Below are 18,369 nucleotides of genomic sequence, written 5' to 3'. Positions count from 1 at the left end.
ATCTCTATAAAGTTCCAATAAGATGGCTCCGCCTATACGTGGCAGATCCACAGACCGGCAAATCAATCTGCGCATCTGCGGCTATATGTATGCATGCGCTCAATTTGCGCGGCCACACATTCAACCCGCAAAGGCGGGGAACATTTATTTTCATTTATTGTTGTACCTTGCTGTGGCACTTGCCATGATTTGCGTATGAAACCGGTTTATGACGAAAAAAAGTTGTTGAAGCTGCTGTCTGATGACAGCGAGTACGCCTTTCAGCTGCTTTACGATCATTACCGGCCCCGCATTTACAAGCTTTCCGTTCTTTATCTGAAAGCCCCCGGTCCTGCCCAGGAAGCCGTGCAGGATATTTTTCTAAAACTCTGGTTCTCCCGTAAAAACCTGCTTACCGATCAGCCGCTGGAGCCCTGGCTGCTGACCGTAACAAAAAACCACCTCATCAACCAGCTGAAAAAAGTGGCCCATCAATGGGTGACCATCGATGAAAAGGACCTTGCTTCCGGTGAGGACGGCCTCCTGTCGCTGGAGCTAAAAGAAAGCAAGGCAAGACTTGCGGCGATCATCGATACACTGCCCGCTCAGCAGAAACAGGTATTCCTGCTGGCAAAGGAAGACGGTCTTACCTACGCGCAGATCGGTGCCCGGCTGAACCTGTCTGCCCTGACCGTTAAAACCCATATGGCACGCGCTTTAAAATCCATCAAGCAGCAATTGCTCCGCAACAATTCCCGTTTTTTACTGATCCTGCTGTAAAAAATTTTACCGCCCTGTACTCCGGTCGCTTTTTTTTGCGGTATATACCCATAGAAGCGATTGTTTCGCTTGCCGGAAAATATGGAACCAGCACAACGATTTGCGTATTTATTAAAGAAATACCTGGAGCAGACCGCCTCCACGGAGGAATACGATGCATTTTTTGCAATGCTGCTCACGCATGAGTATGACGCGCTGCTGAAAGAAAAGATCGGGCAGGATTACGAGCACGCGCACCAGCTTTTGATCGACGACCTGCCACCTTCCACGGCGCATACCATCATGAAAAATATCCTGGACGCCGACAAAAGCACCCGGCAGGTGCTCCGCGCCCGGCGCCGTTTAACCTCCCGCTTCTGGTGGGCCGCTGCCTGTATGGCTGCCCTGCTGGCAGGGGGCGCGTATTTCTTCTCCGTCCTTACCCGCACCGGCGGGGTATATGAGCCGGAGATCCCTTCCAACAGCAGAACCGTAAAGAACAATACCTCCGGCGTACAGCAGTTTACGCTGGCAGACGGATCATCGATCACCTTGCAGCCCGGGGCCGTTATCCATTACCCGGTTCAGTTCAATGATTCGCTGCGCGAAGTGTACCTGGAGGGCAACGCGTTGTTTGAAGTGAAGCCCGATGCCTCCAAGCCCTTCCTGGTGTATTGCCGCAATACGGTTACCCGGGTGCTGGGCACAAAGTTCAACATCATCACCAACGAAAAAGAAAAGAATGTAGAAGTAGCCGTTATTTACGGGAAGGTACAGGTGTATAAAAACAAAAGCAGCAAGGAGGCAGAAAAAGATGTGGAAAAATCGGTGATCCTCACGGCCAATCAAAAAGCGGTTTATAACGAAACGGCAGAAACGGTAACGGCCACACTGGTGGTGCACCCGGTACCGATCGATCACAGCCGGCAGCATGCGCCCGACTCATCAGCCGTAAAAGCCGCACCTGCGGCGGCCCGGGTTCCCTTCGTGTATGACCAAACAAGGCTCGAAAGCGTATTTGATGATATAAAGGCCGTTTACGGGATCGATATGGAGGCCGAAAATACCAACCTGTACCATTGCCTGTTTACCGGTGATGTAAGCAATAAGGACCTGTTTGGATTGCTGCGGGTCATCTGCCTCTCCATTAACGCAAGCTATGAGATCAACGGAACCAAAATTTTAATTAAAGGAAAAGGATGCCCGCCATGATAAGATCCCATACAAAAGTACCTGCCACAGATACATCGTAGTCCATAAAAAATGGGTTGATCATGCTGCAACATAACCAACCCGGGTTACTCAAATATGAGTGGCGCCTCTGTCCATAAATCCGATTATTAAACAGAAACAGTACTAATTTATGACAAATAAGCATACCCTGCTTAATCTAATTATAGTTCTGATGAAAACAACGGTTACACAAGTATTGCTGTGTATGATATTCACCGTCAACCTGTACGCAACAAAGGTGAACAGTCAGAATGTTTTGAACAAAACATTCAATCTTACCGTTCAGAACACATCATTGAACAGCTTGTTCAGGCAGATCGAAAAGCAGACCGGCGCGCAGTTCGTATTCAGCGGCAACGCCATCAATACCACCCGGAAGATCAGCTATACCGCCCGCAATGAGCGGATCTATGCCTTCCTGGATGCCATGAAAGACTACGGCATCCATTACCGGGTTATTGATGAGCAGATCGTGTTGTTTGCAGATGCGCCGGCCCCGCGCCCCGCTACTGCCGCCCGGGAACGGAAAAGCGAAAAGCTCCGGAACCGGTTGATCAAAAAAGACGTTACGGGAACCGTTACCAATGATAAAGGTGCGCCGATAGCCGGGGCCACGGTAACGGAAAAAGGCACCCGCAACGCAACGGTAACCGACCCCGGGGGCCGCTTCACCCTCAGCGTGGAAGACAATGCCGTGCTGGAATTCAGCTATGTGAGCTACCAGACAAAAGAGCTTCCGGTAACCGCATCCGGCATCGTAAACGTACAGCTGTCTACCTCCATACAGGATATGAACGAAGTGGTGGTGGTCGGCTATGGCACACAGCGCCGGGCCAACCTGACCGGCGCGGTAGACAAGATCCGCTCCGGCGCGTTGGAAGACCGGCCCAGTGTAAACCTGGTGCAGTCATTGCAGGGCACCTCCCCCAGCCTGGTGATCCAGCAACGCAATTTTGAGCCGGGGCAGGGCCTCGATATCAACATCCGCGGTGTGGGAACCATGGGTAACAATGCCCCGCTTATTGTGGTGGATGGGGTGGCCGGGGGCAACCTCGACATGATCAATCCCTCCGATATCGAAAGCATTTCGGTGCTGAAAGATGCAGGAGCCGCCGCCATTTATGGCTCCCGCTCTGCAAACGGAGTGCTGCTGGTAACCACAAAAAAAGGTCGCCGGAATACCGGCGCCCGGCTCAGCTACAACGGCATCGTAGGGGTGCAGCAGCCGAAGATCTGGTTCCGGCCCGTACAAAGTTTTGAGAACGCCATCCTCCGGAACGAGGCCAATGTAAATGCCGGAGGCAATCCCGTTTACACCGCATCGCAGATACAGGCGTTTAAAGACAAAGGCAGCGAAGAGTGGATGCTGGATGCCATCCTGAAGACTGCCATGCAGCAAAATCATAACCTCAGCATTTCCGGCGGTGGCGAAAAATCGACCTACCTTATTTCCGGCGGCTACGTGAACCAGCGCAGCAACCTGATGGGTCCCAACCTGGGGCTGAAGCGTTATAATTTCCGTATGAACCTGACCACCGAAGTAGGCCGGCTAAAAGTAACCGGAACCTTTGCCTATGCCAAACGCCGGATCACCGATCACAGCTCATCAACCGGAACCCTCATTGTAGATGGTTCCCGCGTACCTACTTATTATAAGATCAAAGATTCTTTGGGCCGTTACCTGACCAATGAAACATCCAGCGAACTGAACTCTTTGGGCATCCTCGAAAAAGGCGGCACCCGCCAGTATGATGACGACGACCTGTTTGGCAGCATTACCGGTGAATACAATTTTACCTCCAATCTTAAGCTCACCGGTTCGCTGGGTTCTACCATGTTCCTGGGGCATATGCTGGAGCACCGGAAATTTGTGCAGTTCTATATGGACGGGCGCGAAAAGGGCTCTTACGGATCGGAACGCAACCTCAATGAGAGGAACACAAAGAACCTCTTTTTGAACCCGCGGATACAGCTGGATTACACCAAAACGATCCACGACCACCGCATCAGCGCGCTGGCGGGCTACACCAATGAATCGTACACGGGCAAAGAGTCGGAGCTGAGGAAAAAGTATGTGGACAACGAAACAGGGGCCAATACCTCCGAAACCATCATCGATGAGTCCAGCAAAACCTCCATCAACGGCACGCGCGAAAGCAGCCTGAATTCTGCTTACGGGCGGCTGGGCTATGGTTTCAGCGACCGCTATATGGCGGAATTCAGCTTCCGGTACGATGGCTCTTCCCGGTTCCGGAAAGCGCTGCGCTGGGGCTTCTTTCCCTCCGCCTCCGCAGCCTGGAACATAACCAGCGAGCCATTCATGAAAAACAGGTGGCAGGGGCTGAATACATTGAAGCTAAGAGCCTCCTATGGTAACCTCGGCAACCAGAACGTGAACGACTACCAGTACCTGACCACCTATTATACGGATCCGAACCTGTATGGCTTTAACAATACGGCCGTTTCCGGTGCCTATTACAACCTGGCCAACCCGGATATCCGCTGGGAAACCGCTTCTTCCTTTAACGCCGGCATCGACGCAGGTCTTTTTAACAACCGGTTGTCGCTGTCTTTCGACTATTTCAGCAAGCTTACCCGCGACATCCTTGTAAACCCCGTGGTGCCCGGCCTTTACGGCGGCAGCGTGTCCGACTATAACGCGGGCAAATTAAGGAACCGGGGCTGGGAAACCAATATCAGCTACACTGTACAGGGGGCGGCCCTGCGCCATGAAATAACACTCAATGTAGGCGATACCAAAAATGAAGTGGTGTATATCGAGGGGGGCGAAAAGATCAGCAGTTCCGATGAAATGCAGTTCATCCTCAGGAAAGGCCTGCCCTTCAACTCCTATGTGGGTTTAAAGACCGATGGTATTTTTCAGAACATCGACGAGGTAAAGAACGGAACCAAGCCTGCGGGGGTGGATGTGCAGCCCGGCGATCTCCGTTTTGTGGACGTGGATAAAAATGGCGTCATCGACGATAAAGACCGCTATGTGCTGGGGCACCCTTTTCCAAGATATACATTCGGGTTTAATTATACGGTAAAATGGAAACAGCTGGACCTGTCCCTGTTCATACAGGGCGTTGGCAAACGGTCGCAGTTCATCCGCGGCGAGCTGGTGGAGCCCTTCCACTACAACTACGCACAGGTAATGTACCAGCATCAGCTGGATTACTGGACGCCCACCAACCCGGATGCCACTTATCCACGGCTGGCTTCCAACGGCAGCGCGTCCAATACCAATAATTTCCGGCGGGGCTCCGACCTCTATCTTTTCAATGCGGCCTATGCCCGGTTAAAGAACATCCAGCTGGGCTTTACGGTTCCCGACTCCTGGGCCGGCAGGGCCGGTCTGCAAAAAGCAAGGCTGTACCTGGTGGGGCAAAACCTGCTGACCATTTCGCAGCTGAAGTTCCTGGACCCCGAAGTATCCGAGTTTAACGGCAACCTTTCCAACTCCGGCGCCAACAGCGGCCGCGCCTACCCCACGCCGGTTTACTACGGTGTTGGTTTAGATATCACTTTTAAATAGCGAACACATGAAGCAAATTCATCTCTATATTTTTATCGGCTTGCTACTGGCCCTTCCGGCCTGTAAAAAGCTGGACCTCTCGCCCATCGACCGGTATTCAGAACTTACCTTCTGGACCTCCGCCGAGCGGGCCGACCTGTTTGTAAATACGATCTACAACCAGATGATCCAGTCCGGGTCGTTCTTTTACGACGAAGCCCTGTCGGACAATGCCTATACCTCCCGGGGCGATGCCTCCGGCTCCAACTCCATACCCGCCGGGCTGGCCGATGCCTCCGGCGACCGGTTTAAGAACCAGTGGAACGACATGTACAAATGCATCCGTACCTGCAACACGTTCTTAGAGCATGTGGAGGAGGTACCCGACTACGATGCGGCCATAAAGAAAACCCGGATCGCAGAAGTACGGTTCATCAGGGCCTACCAGCACTATTACCTCATCAACTATTACGGCGATGTGCCCCTGGTGACCAAAACCCTTACCATCGAAGAATCGCGGTCCATTGCGCGCACGCCACGGGCGCAGGTGATGGACTTTGTGCTGTCGGAGCTGGATGCAGCGGCAGCCGACCTGCCGGTGAATACAGCGCTCAACGTGGCCGACCGCGGCCGCATCACCCGCGGAGCTGTAATGGCCTTCAAGGCCCGGGTGTACCTGTATGAAGGCCAATGGCAGCAGGTGATCAATGTTACGGATAAGTTTATGACCGGCAGCGAATACGGTACCTATGGGCTCTTTCCTTCCTATGCCGGACTTTTCTTGCCGGACAATGAATACAACAGGGAAGTGATCCTGGATAATGGATTTGTGCCGGTAAAAAGGACCCACAGCGAGCATTTTGACTTTGTGCCCATGACGGCCAAGGCCCGGCTGAACGCTCTGGCGCCTACACAGGAACTGGTGAACAGCTACCTTATGCTCAACGGGAAAGCCATTACCGAAGCCGGATCGGGCTATAATGAAACCGATCCTTATAAGAACCGCGACCCGCGTATGGATGCTACCCTGGTGCATCACCGCTCTCCCTGGACCCTGACCAACGGCACCACCGTTACCATCTATACCCAGCCGGGTTCCACACCTGCAGGGGAAGATGCTGCGGATGAGTACAGCTCCGCCGGCATCAGCTCCCGTACCGGGTACTATTTCAGGAAGTATTACGATCCTACCTATACCGGCAATTTCAACTCGGGGCTGAACCTCATCCTGATCCGCTATGCAGACATCCTGCTGATGCATGCCGAAGCCAAAGCGGAGCTTGGCCAGATGAGTGCTGCGGTATGGGACCAAACCATCCGCCCCATCCGGATCCGGGCGGGCTTTACCGATGCCGGTGCGCTCAGCTACCCCGGTGGCGACATAAAGAACCGCATCCGGAACGAACGCCGCTCGGAGTTTGCATTTGAATCGTTGCGCATTTACGATATCAAGCGCTGGAAGACCGGCCCTGAAGTGCTCAACGGCTGGGTGCACGGAGCAAAGTACGGCACACCGGATATCGACAACGGGTACCTGCGCGTAGGCGAGCGGAAATTCAATGCCACCCGCCAATACCTCTGGGCCATACCCAGGAGCGAACGCGAGGCCAACGGCAACCTTACCCAAAACCCCGGATGGTAATTTTTAAACCCCCAAAAAGAAACAGCATGAAACAAACAATAGCGATCCTGGCATTTTTTACAGCACTGCTTACCCTTGCCGGATGTAATAAGGATAAAGAACTAAAGCACCTGAACGTAAGCCCCGTAACCACCTTGTACGGGCCCAACGACCAGGCCTTTGTAAAACTGCAGCCCTCCACCAGCGCGGCCGTTGATTTTGAATGGGAACAGTCGCGGGCCGAAGATGGTGGTGTGGTGATCTATGAAATTGCGTTTGATACCGAGGCGGGCGATTTTTCAAAGCCCATTTATAAAATGCCGTCCAACAACAACGGCCTGTATAATAAAGCTACGCTTACCCATAAAGTGCTCAACCGCATTGCGGCCCTGGCCGGCATCGGCTCCCGGCAAACCGGCAAATTAAAATGGACGGTCTACGCCTCCAAGGGCATCAACGCTCAAAAAGCCACCGAAAGCCGTGTGCTGGAGCTGGAGCGGCCCGCAGGCTTTGAAGCGCCGGTAGACGCTTACCTTACAGGAACGGCAACAGAGGGCGGCGATGATCTTTCCAAAGCTGTTAAAATGAAAATGATCGCCAATGGCGTATTTGAGGCCTTTACCTCGCTGCGTGCAGGCAGTTACCAGGTGGCCGACCGCAACCAGGGCACACCCGCCGTTTATCACGTGGAAGGCAGCGAGCTGAAGGAGAACGGCGCAACCACACAGGACAAAGCCGGTGTGTACCGGATCGTGATCGACTTCAACAATGCAGCAGTTACCCTTACCGAGATCATCAAATTCGACCTCTATTTTGCGCCGGACAATAAGGTGCTGGGCACCCTGGCCTACAGCGGCGCTGGTAAATTCCTGGGCCAGAACATACCGGTTGTCTTTAAGCAGGAAAGCTGGGGACGCGATGAGCGGTACAAATTCAAGGTTACGGTAAAAAATGCAGACGGCTCGGATGGCATGATCTATTTCAACAGCTCCAGCAGGGACAACAGCCGCCCCACCAATACCACACCTGCATCTTACTACTTCCTTACAGAAAACGGGGATACCTCTCAATGGGATTACACCTTCAAGTTTGCCACGGAAGTAGATGGCAAGAACATTGATGTAACGGCCGATTTCAGCCCCGCGCTGGAGCAGTACACCCATACCATTGTGATAAAATAAACATCCGGAAAAACAAACCATGAGGCAATGAAACAAAATTACCGGTCCCTGACCTTTTCGATCAACTATACCATCAGCTGCATTGCACTGATCATCGCAGGCCTGCTCCAATCCTGCGCTAAGGAGCAGTTTCCGCTTTACCCGCCGGAACCGGGCTCCGGCGTTAAAGAAAACCATGACTGGAGCGGCCTGGCCGATTCTTTACAGGATGTATTGTACCAGACCTACCGGTCGCCCGACGGCCGGTACTTTATGCAGAACAATACCGGCAACCAAACCTTTCACTACTGGTGGAATGCCCATGCGATGGATGTACTGGCAGATGCGCACGAGCGCACCGGGGCTGAAAGCTATAAAACCCGCATGCAGGCCCTGCTCAGCGGCATAAAAAACAAGAACGGTAACAGCCTTGTCAATAATTTTTATGATGACATGGAGTGGCTGGCCCTCTCTTCGCTGCGGGCCTTCGGCAGCACGCAGGACCCCGTGTTTAAAGATGCGGCGGTATTGTTGTGGAACGACATCAAAACCGGGGAGAACACTACCATGGGCGGCGGCATTGCCTGGAACAAGAACCAGCTCTATTACAAGAATACACCCGCCAATGCACCGGCCATCATCCTTGCAGCAAGGCTGTACCAGCTGGATAAGAAGCAGGAGGACCTGGATGCGGCAGTACGGCTTTATACCTGGTTAAAGCAAACCCTGCTGGACCCCGTAAGCGGCCTGGCCTGGGATGGCATCAACTCAAAGAATGATGAAGCCATCGACAAGAACCTGTTTACTTACAACCAGGGCACGTTTGTGGGCGCTGCCCTGGAGCTGTACAATGCCACGCAGAACGCGGCTTATTTAAATGATGCCGTCCGCACGGCAAAAGCAGCCATCAGCAATACCTCCATTACACCCTCCGGTATTCTAAAAAGCGAGGGCCAGGGAGATGGTGGTTTGTTTAAAGGCATACTGGTGCGCTATTTTACCCGGCTGGCGTTGAATACCGCTGTTGCCGATGCTGACAAGGCCACCATCATTGCTTTTTTAAAGGCCAATGCGGTATCCATCTATCAAAAGGGGATGGCCCGGCCCGGGCTGCTGATCAATTCCGACTGGACGGCGCGGCCTCCGGGCAGCATCGACCTCTCTACCCAGCTCAGCGGTATGATGATGATAGAGGCGGCGGCATTGTTAAAGAAAAACAGTGTGATTGAATGAATGGGGTGCCGCAAGGGCGAATACAAAAGAAGGTTCAGAAAAAGTGGCTGTCAAAAGGGATTTTATAGCCTATCATTAAACTCTTATCCACTGCCGGAGATCGCACAGGCAACGAAGCAAAAGCATAAAATGCCGCCCGTACAATTACGGAGCGGCATTACAGATACATGAAGAAAGCGTTATTGGATATGTTTTTCCAGTATGGTCTTTATCCTGCCGTTGACATCCGCTGCCGTCAGCTTTTTTTCCTTCCATTCATCCGCCATGGCAAATAATGTAGGCATCAGCTCCTGGTTGCCCACCTTCTCTGTAAGTTTTATGCGGCTCTTTGCATCCAGCAGCTTATCCCATTCCTGCTCCAGCGCCAGCCAAAAGCCTTTGTGCTCCTCCCAGTACCTGGCACCCGCTGCACAGTCTTCCTTATCCAGCTTTTCATAACCGTTCAGTCCCCGCTCTTCCACCAGCAGCTTATCGGCGCCGTTGGCACGGATGATCTTTTTGTTCTCCTGCACGTGGTCATAGCCTTTACGGGTGATCACCAGGCGGTTGGTACGGTTCAGGATATTATAATCGGAGCGCTGGGTATATTCCCTCCGGGGCAGGGGCGCGTCTGTGGTACTCTCCCAAATGGTATGCCCGTTCACTACCTGCCAGGGAGCGCTGCCCTGGTAACGCGGGGCATCCGTTACTTCCCAAACGGACTGTGACCATTTCCCTTTTACATCCGCAGCCGGCAGGGTTGTCTTCTCCCAAACCTTATCGCCTTTGTACACCCATTGCACCAGGTTTTCATAGGTCCAGTCTTCGCGCCAGTGCTTGATAACGGTGCCGCTGCCCATTACCAGCAAATGCTGGATCACCACTTTTTTATCCGTGTTTACCAGGGGCAGGGCCAGTTCCGTAACGCCGATGATCTGCTCCCGCTCGTGAAACTTATAGTCTTTTTCCGGTGCAAAGGTCTCTGCATATTTAAAGCTTACTTCAAAACAGCCGCAGAGCTTGTCAATGTTTTCTTTTCCTGTTTGCGCCATCAATGTAGTGGTTGTGATGGCTGCGCCTGCTATTAAAAGGATCTTCTTCATGTGTATTTGAGTTTAAATGCTAATGGATCAATGTATATTCAATTTGTGGTTTGCCGCGGGTACCGCCGTCCTCGCTGGTAAAGCTCAGGAATTTTAGTTTGTATAGATTTCCGCTGCCGTCCCGTACCACGTAGAATTTTGTTTTATAAACACCTGCGGGAAGGGTAGCTCCCGGCGCCGCGGTTCTTCTCCAGGTGGTGCCGATAGCATCCCTCCTGGAGGAGAAAGTGTATTGGGCTGCACTGTCTTTGTTAAATTTGGCGTAGGCATCGGCTGCCGCCTCGTCCGATGCGTAAACCCTTTCAAAAGCAGCAGCTCCGCCAATATTGTTTATTGCCACAAAGTCGGAGAACGCATAAGGAAAGGGCCCGGTATAATACATGCTCCAGCTCCATACCAGGTCCCAGTTTGCTTTGGCCGGCTCCACGTTTACGATCGTGCCGGAAACCAAAGAGGCAAACCGGAAATTAAAATCGGTTTCCTTATCTATTTCCAGCGTTTTAAAAGTAGTTTCAGCAAGCTTTGCATACTGCAGGGTATATCCATTTCCTTTTCGGAGGATCCTTATCTTGTATAAGTTGGCATCGGCTGCCGAAGCATCGCCGCCTTTCCTGTTAAGGATGTACACCTTGTTATCGGCATCATTGGCAGATACAGCAGCAATCACCGTTTTGTTTAAGATGTTGGGTTCCCTGGTGTCATCGATCACGGCAAAGCTCCCAACCACGCTCATGCCATCCAGGCCTACTCTCAACGTGTCGCGGTCAAAATCTGCCGCCGTAACGGTATTGATATCCGTTTTGTTTACGGCCACGGCAGCAGCACCGTTTGTGAGGTTGATGGTTACTTTAAAATCGCTGCCGCAATAAAATCCCAGGTCCCAGCTATCCCTTAATACAGGGGTTTGCTTATCTGCACTGAAATCCACAAAAACAGCATTGATTGCAGCGGCTCCTCCCGTTCCGCCATCCAGCTGCAGGGTGCTGCCGGATGAGGGCGGTATGATGATAACCGGGTCTTTATCTTTTTTGCAGGATGCAATAGCGAGGATCATACACGCCACCGCCATTGCTTTTTGTAACATTGTTGTACAATTCATGTTGGTATTTTTTATTGTTTATTGAAACGAAAATCCAGTCCTATAAAATACGACCGGCCATAGCTTACCGGTACCGGTCCGCTGCTGCTGTGGGCGCCATCACCACCGATCGTGCTGTTGATATTGCTGATGTTAAGAATATTTTTTACGCCGGCCTGTACGGCAAACAGGCTCCACAGCTTTTTGGTAACGGAAAAGTCGGCCCAGTGAAAGGCATCCATTTTTGTAAGCTGCACGCCCTGGCTGATGTCGGCGCCGTTTTTTAACTGGTATTGCTTGCGGGCACCGGTAAACTTATAGATGAGTGCCAGCTGCAGCTTCGGTTTATGCATGTTGTAATAAATAGCTGCATTGGCCTCGGGCGACCAGTTAAGCTCCGGCAGCTCCCCGTCCGCTTCCTTCAACCGGTTGTAGCGGCCAATATAGCTGACGCCCCAGTCTACCTGCAGCTGCCGGATGATGAAGCCCTGCTGCAGCAGCATACCGGCGGTTTTAAACTTGCTTACATTAAAAAGAATGGTAGCCCTACTATTGTTGGGATCGGCCGCATAGTCGATCAGGTCATCAAATACATTATAAAAAGCACTAAGTGAGAAGGAGGTCTTCCACGCGGCGCGGTTTAAAAACGTGTTCCAGGATAAATGCAGGCTGCGCGAGATTTCTGCCTTCAGGTCCGGATTGCCGTAAATGGTATGGTTGGCATCCACAAAATCAAAATACAGCTCCCGCAGCGCAGGAGCCCGGTAGCCCTGTGCATACGACAGGCGAAGGTCCGATGCAGCGGAGATCCCCAGCTTTATGTTTAATGCCGGCACCACGGGGGGCGCATCATAAATGGAGTTTTTGATCATCCGCAAACCGGGCCGGATGTTGATGCGGCCGGAGGGTTTATACTCCGCGGATGCAAACAGCGCATAGTCTGTGATCACCGGGCTGCCTTTAATGCGGTTGCCCGATGCATTGTCCCGGCTTATTTCCACGCCGGGCTGTAACGAAAGTTTATCATGAAGTGCATAGACCCCCTGTGTTCTGAAGAACAGGGTTTGAAATTTTGCCACATCCTGTTCTCCCGTTCCCGTGGTCGGTACATCTTCACCCGTTTCAAAATTGTGATTGGTGCTTTTGGTACGCCGCCGGTAATCCGTATAAGACAAGAACGAACTAAAATGCAACCGGTCATTCAGCTTCCACTGATCCTGCAGCTGGTGCATATAGCGGCGGGTCTGGTACCGCTGGTCAAAAGCCTTGCGCACGTTCAGGTTCAGCGCGCCTTTTTTTGTAATGGTCTCCTCCAGCACATCCAGCCGGTAATGAAATTTATTCCTTTCTGTATGATATCCCGCGCGCAGATGGCCCAGGTATTGCTCTTTGGGCAGCCATGCTTTCTGCCGGCCATAAGCATCGCCGCCAACGCCATTGAAAAGGATATGGTTGATGCCTGCGCTGATGGTGAGCGGCGCTTTAAATTTATAGGAGCCGCTTACCGATTGCTGATGCAGCCCCTGGTAGCTGAACGGGTAATATTCATTACCGGCCGTTTCCTCCTGCACCTTTGCCCGGATGCTGTAGGTTGCCGCACCGGGATCCCTGGTAATGATGTTGATCACTCCGGCCAATGCGTCCGAACCATAGGCTACGGACATGGGTCCTTCCACGATCTCGATGCGGTCGATCGTCTGTACGTCAATCTGGGAAAGGCTTTCCCGTGTATCGTTGCGATCCGTTACCGGCACACCATCCAGCAATATTTTTATAGAGCGGCCGCTCATACCCATCAGTTGTATATCGGTTACGCCCAATGTATTGTCATTACTCAGCCGCATACCCAGCTGGGTGTTGAGTACCTGCATCACGCTTACCGCGCCCCGCGCCTGTATCTGCGCTGCGGTAATGACCCGCACATCATAAACCGATTTGCGGAGCGATTGCGGCTGGTACTGGCCCGTGGTTACCGTTACTGCATCCAGCATAGATGCCGCGGTATCGGCAGTTGCCGTTTGTGCCTGTGCCCCAAAGGCCATAAGCAACAAACAGGCAGTGAGATAATATTGTATTGTTTTGTGATGCACGTTATGGTACTGAGGCAGCAAATGTCTGCCAATGATCAGACAAGCTTTTTCGCATTCGGGAAAAGAAGTTGCGCGATCAGGAAAAATCCAGGCCATGCCATTGAAACACGGGAAGCACTGATCTCAATGAGTTGAGGAAAATTAAACCGCAACAAAAAGCCGCACCGATAAAGATCCGTGCGGCTGCTTGATTGCTTATAAAAGAGACGAGTGCCGGAGATGCTTTATGCGTTGCTCCGGATGGGCAGCATAGGTTGCGACATATTGATCCACTAACAAAGATGTAAAGATGCCGCATGTTGCCGGCACCTGTTTTCAAGATCGGGAAAAGAAGTTGCGCGATCGGGAAAATTTCCGATGGGGCTACTGAAACACCGAAGCACAGATCTTTTGGTACCATTCTTCATTGTCTGCTGTTATTCTTCTAAGGCAAGTGCGGACACTGACCGTGGCCGGCTGCCGAAAACGCAGTGCCCGGTATTTGTACTGGTGCTGATGCGCTATGTGTCATCCGCCCTGCTCCGGGTCGTGCCCGCATGAACCAGAAATGCTGTGCAACCACACTCCGGAGGCGACGCGCGAGACACACGGCGCGGTTGAAAAACGTTATGCCAGCAGCAGGCAGCAGGTTCTTTTTATTATCCTATCGTTACTTATAAAACACCGGCATGGGATCCTTTGCCAGCTGGTGCCACCGCTTCATTTCTGTGCGCATTGCCCGTATTTGTTTCTGCATGCTTTTTTCACCGGTCAGGTTCCGCTGCTCCCAGGGATCCTTGTCCAGGTTAAACAGCTGGGTATGCCGCTGGCCTTTTACCAGGTATTCGATCAGCTTGTAAGCGCCCATCCGCAGCCCGCGCTGGTAGTGGGCATAAATATAGTACTCAGACTTACGCCCCCTGTACCGTGCACCGCCCAGCGCAGGCAGCAGGCTTTGACCCAGCATCCCCTGCGGCTCCGGCAGGTGCAGGTAAGCGCAAAGTGTGGGAAAAATATCCGTAAGATAGGTAAGCGCTTTGCTGGTTTGCCCCGGTTTTACACCCGGACCGGAAAACAGCAACGGCACACCTACACTGTGCTCATACAGGTTCTGTTTTCCCATCAGGCCGTGCTGGCCCACCGCCAGCCCGTTATCGGCGGCAAAAATGACCAGGGTGTTTTTTTGCAGTCCCTGCTTTTTCAATGTGTTCAGGATATCGCCGATGCGCTGGTCAATATGGGTGATCATGGCATAGTAGTCTGCAATATGTTGCCGGATCTCCGCGCTGTCGCGGGGAAAAGCTGCCAGCTTTTCATCCCGTATCTTCAGATCGCCATTATCAAACGGGTGCTGCTTTAAAAAATTAGGCGGCAGCTGAACACCTGTTGCCGGGTACCGGTGTTCAAATGCGGGCGCCACGGTACGCGGATCGTGCGGGGTTTTAAACGCCACGTAAGCAAAAAAGGGCTGGCGGCCTTTATAGTTTTCCAAAAAGCGAACGGCCTCATCTGCAAACAGGTCCGTAGCATGTATGCCTTTTACCAGCCGGCTGTTTTGCGGGCTGTAAGCGCCATCCTGCCGGAAATCGTTCACCTTAAAATCATACTGCGGGCCCATGCCGTTAAAGAAAAGGGAAGCGCCGCCGCTAAAGCTTCTTACAAAGGAGCTGTATTCATTGTGCCACTTGCCCGTCATCCAGGTATAGTAGCCGTTGGCCTTCAGGTATTGGGGCAGGGTTATAAGGGCCTCCGGTATCTTTTGCCCGTAGTTGCCGCCCATTTCAAACACGCTGCGCCCGGTAAGCATGCTGCCCCGGCTGGGCGCGCATACCGCCCCGCTGGTGCCGCCCATAATATAGGAGTTTATAAAGCGGATGCCGCTGTGCGCCAGGCTGTCCAGCACCGGGGTGCTCAGCAGCTCCGGCGATAAAAAAGTACCGCCCCGGCGCTGGTCATCGGTCAATATTAAAAGTACGTTGGGCCGCGCTTGCGGGGCTTTTTCCTGTGCGCCGCAGGGCAGGCAAGGCAGCAAGAACAGCAGGATCATCGTTATATATTGCCGCATCATGGTCGGTTTTTTACAAAGCAATATATCGTTTATAATTCATATTTGGGGGCTCTTGCCGGTGAAAAACTGGCAATGGAAAAAAGTTTGTTTATGGAGGATCGTTATTGACAACTTGTTTCAGCATCTATTAAAGAGTACCCTGCTGGATGCTGAAATGCCGGGCAGGCCGTTTGTTCGGGCGAAGCATGTATTATAAGCTGAACAGATTCTATTTTAGATGCTGAGCCAAGTTCAGCATGACAGAGGTCCCAGTCAGCTATTGTTGGTGAGAAACACCAACAATACTTTTTGAAGACGTCTTGCTAATCCCACCAAAAATACAGCCGCTGGCTTTGCTTTAGCTCACGGGCCAGCGCGTCCAGTGTGCCCGCGCCCTGCTCCACCGCATCGGGGCAAATGGCATATACTTCTTTTAGGCAGAAAGATACACAGACCGGGGAAAATTTTCAACAGGTGTTATGCCACGGCAGACTGGCCGCACTCCACTGCGCACTCGTTGCAGATCTCTGTGCAGGCCCTGCAATGGTCGTGCTCGTGCTTATTGCATTCATCCGCACAATGCTTGCATACTTCTGCGCACAGCAACAGGGCGTTTTGCTCGCCAATGCCCAGCTCCAGCAGTAGGGCGGTAGTGCGGCAAACAGCGGCACAGGCCATATCTGCCTCAATACAGGCCGCCAGCAGCTCTACCTCTTTTTCCTTAAGGCAGGCCGCGGCACAATGATCGCAAACGGCAGCGCAGCGGTTCAGCAGCTCCGCCATTCTGTTTCCGAATGTTTCCATAATAAATGCGTTTTTTTTAAAAAAGCGATACTCCTGTAAAGGGGGCACAAACAATATGCCCGTTTGGGGTGGGGGTGACCGGCTTACCGACCGGTGTTTTGCGGGGCCGGCCCCGAAGCCCTGAGAGGTGCCGGCATTATTAGGCAAAACGGCCCCATTAGCGCGCCGCCATTAACCATGCCGCTTCCAGCAGTTTGGTAAGGTAAAACCAATGAGAGAACAGGTCCATTTCCACACCAATGGCCCGGTCTGTTAAACAATGGTATAGTACCAGGTGCATATTGGCCATCCACTCCTGCCGGGTTTGGTAGCTGAAAAAGGTTTTTAGTACTTCATGCAGGTTGGCGTGCTCGGCTGCGGATATAAAGTAGGAGGCAAAACCTGTTTGCTCCTCTCCGCCGGGGTGGGGCGCACCCTGCCGGTAAATATAATGGGCGGCCGCTATAACGGAGTGCAGGGCCATAAAGGCACAGCATACGCGGTACACGGGTATTTCCTTTTGGGGCTCAAACTGCTCAATAAAGAGCATTACGTGCAGCAGCATTTTGCGGAACGCATCAATATCCCCGGCATGCTCAAAACAAAGAAAAAATACACGTTGGGGGTTGGTGGTGGCTTCCAGGCACCAGCTTTCTGTATGGAAGGGATCAGGCGTTTTTATCGTTTTCATGGTTTTAATTTTGGAGCGTTATTACAACAACAGCAGCACAGCTCCCGGCCGGGCAATGGGCGCGTTATGTTTCCTCCTCCCACCGGGGCTTCAGCTGGCCATCTACACAGGGCACTTCCCGCACATCTATAAGGTGGGCGGCCTCCATTAGCCGGGTTAAATGAAAATACAGCTTTAGCAAATTAAGATCCTTATGGCCCGTATAGCCCGCCAGCGCATAATCCAGTACCTGCTGCAGGCTTAGCCGCCACCCGGCTATGGATTGGTGTTTAAAAAAACGGCGAAACACGCGGTAAGGATCCTGGTAGTCTTTTGTGGAAAGGTTTTTGGGCAGGTACTCCCACGCAGCCCAGCTGCCATCCGGCCGGGCATAGAGTTGCTTTTGGGCAAGCTGCCCCGGTGCTATTTGCAGCGCGCTGGTTTTGCCCTGCCGGTACAGCTGGTGCGCGGCCAGCATTACAGAGCTTATGGCTCTAAACATGCAAAGCACATTGGCCGGCTCCGTTTTTTTATGCACTTTATTGCTGGCGGCGGATAGCAGCACCTGCCGTATGGTTTTGCGAAAGGCGCCGATGTCTGCAAAAACAAAGCATACGGCAAACACCTGGTAAGGGTCTGTAACAACAGCAAAGTTCCAGCCGAAGGTTTCAAACGGGTCTTTATCATTTTTGTTTTTCATCATTTTTTGTTTTGGGGGGTGAAGGTTTTTCTTCTGTCATTTCGACCGGAGCGCAGCGTAGTGGAGAAATCTCTAAAGTATTATTACCAGCCCAGGCTGCTGCCTGGGGAACACGCAGACTGTGGAGACGGGCGGGCCGATGCTACTTTTTGCAGTTGCCCGCTCCGGATGGGGAAGCGACCTGTTAGGTCTGTTGCCCGCCGCGTACAGACCTAACAGGTCTGCAGCGCAGCGCGGGCAGGCAGCTGCCGGCTTTTCCGGCGGCCCCCGGCCAAAGCCGCTTATTAAAAGTAAAAGTGGTGTTGGTGTTTTGTATAGGTGTAGTAACGGCGTGCATAGTAGTGGTTTTAGCAACTGGAAATTTTTTAAGCCGGACCACCACACGCAAAAAGAAGCGTGGGTTAGTCCTTATTGGCTTTGAAGGGCTACGACACCCCG

13 protein-coding genes and 1 pseudogene are annotated in these 18,369 nt (G+C 52.4%); 6 read left to right on the top strand and 8 right to left on the bottom strand.

The genetic code is table 11. The annotated features are described in order from the left end of the window. Positions 1–195: 195 nt before the first annotated feature. From B160_RS0123880 to B160_RS0123855, 6 genes are all read left to right on the top strand, one after another. Complete coding sequence (locus tag B160_RS0123880; RefSeq protein WP_018630479.1) at positions 196–759, top strand: RNA polymerase sigma factor; 564 nt, start codon at positions 196–198, stop codon at positions 757–759. A gap of 81 nt (positions 760–840) precedes the next feature. After that, positions 841–1,950, top strand: a complete 1,110-nt coding sequence (locus tag B160_RS0123875; RefSeq protein ID WP_018630478.1) for a FecR family protein — start codon at positions 841–843, stop codon at positions 1,948–1,950. Between the two features lie 193 nt (positions 1,951–2,143). Beyond that, the gene (locus B160_RS0123870) at positions 2,144–5,509 is read left to right on the top strand and encodes a SusC/RagA family TonB-linked outer membrane protein (RefSeq protein WP_169540126.1); all 3,366 of its coding nucleotides are present in this window, start codon (positions 2,144–2,146) and stop codon (positions 5,507–5,509) included. Between the two features lie 7 nt (positions 5,510–5,516). Next, complete coding sequence (locus B160_RS0123865) at positions 5,517–7,130, top strand: RagB/SusD family nutrient uptake outer membrane protein (protein ID WP_018630476.1); 1,614 nt, start codon at positions 5,517–5,519, stop codon at positions 7,128–7,130. 26 nt (positions 7,131–7,156) lie between these two features. Continuing rightward, positions 7,157–8,290 carry a SusE domain-containing protein gene (locus B160_RS0123860; RefSeq protein ID WP_018630475.1) on the top strand — a complete coding sequence of 378 codons (1,134 nt, stop codon included), beginning with the start codon at positions 7,157–7,159 and terminating at the stop codon, positions 8,288–8,290. A gap of 27 nt (positions 8,291–8,317) precedes the next feature. Continuing rightward, positions 8,318–9,502 carry a glycoside hydrolase family 76 protein gene (locus B160_RS0123855; protein WP_018630474.1) on the top strand — a complete coding sequence of 395 codons (1,185 nt, stop codon included), beginning with the start codon at positions 8,318–8,320 and terminating at the stop codon, positions 9,500–9,502. Positions 9,503–9,681: 179 nt separating this feature from the next. Here B160_RS0123855 and B160_RS0123845 read toward each other — a convergent pair whose 3' ends face one another. The 8 genes and pseudogenes from B160_RS0123845 to B160_RS0123805 all read right to left on the bottom strand — a co-directional run bounded on the left by B160_RS0123845 (position 9,682) and on the right by B160_RS0123805 (position 17,934). After that, on the bottom strand, positions 9,682–10,584 hold the full coding sequence (locus tag B160_RS0123845; RefSeq protein WP_018630472.1) for a DUF6607 family protein: 903 nt from the start codon (positions 10,582–10,584) through the stop codon (positions 9,682–9,684). A gap of 19 nt (positions 10,585–10,603) precedes the next feature. Then, entirely contained in the window at positions 10,604–11,683 is a 1,080-nt protein-coding gene (locus B160_RS30030) for an HmuY family protein (protein WP_083927753.1), read from the bottom strand. 11 nt (positions 11,684–11,694) lie between these two features. Then, on the bottom strand, positions 11,695–13,752 hold the full coding sequence (locus B160_RS0123835) for a TonB-dependent receptor plug domain-containing protein (protein ID WP_211218108.1): 2,058 nt from the start codon (positions 13,750–13,752) through the stop codon (positions 11,695–11,697). A 649-nt stretch (positions 13,753–14,401) separates the two neighbouring features. Beyond that, on the bottom strand, positions 14,402–15,799 hold the full coding sequence (locus tag B160_RS30025; RefSeq protein WP_018630469.1) for a sulfatase family protein: 1,398 nt from the start codon (positions 15,797–15,799) through the stop codon (positions 14,402–14,404). A gap of 302 nt (positions 15,800–16,101) precedes the next feature. Beyond that, positions 16,102–16,200, bottom strand: a pseudogene (locus B160_RS32620) (DUF4253 domain-containing protein); the annotation flags it as partial. Positions 16,201–16,255: 55 nt separating this feature from the next. Further along, positions 16,256–16,582 carry a four-helix bundle copper-binding protein gene (locus B160_RS30880; RefSeq protein ID WP_071597070.1) on the bottom strand — a complete coding sequence of 109 codons (327 nt, stop codon included), beginning with the start codon at positions 16,580–16,582 and terminating at the stop codon, positions 16,256–16,258. A gap of 157 nt (positions 16,583–16,739) precedes the next feature. Beyond that, positions 16,740–17,252: a hypothetical protein gene (locus tag B160_RS30875; RefSeq protein WP_018630466.1), complete on the bottom strand. Its 513-nt coding sequence runs from the start codon at positions 17,250–17,252 to the stop codon at positions 16,740–16,742. 64 nt (positions 17,253–17,316) lie between these two features. Continuing rightward, positions 17,317–17,934 carry a hypothetical protein gene (locus B160_RS0123805; RefSeq protein WP_245562276.1) on the bottom strand — a complete coding sequence of 206 codons (618 nt, stop codon included), beginning with the start codon at positions 17,932–17,934 and terminating at the stop codon, positions 17,317–17,319. Positions 17,935–18,369: the final 435 nt, after the last annotated feature.

The organism is Niabella aurantiaca DSM 17617, assembly GCF_000374125.1.
Classification (GTDB): domain Bacteria; phylum Bacteroidota; class Bacteroidia; order Chitinophagales; family Chitinophagaceae; genus Niabella; species Niabella aurantiaca.
Note: the sequence above shows the minus strand (reverse complement) of the source record. Positions and strands in the feature narration are given on the sequence as shown.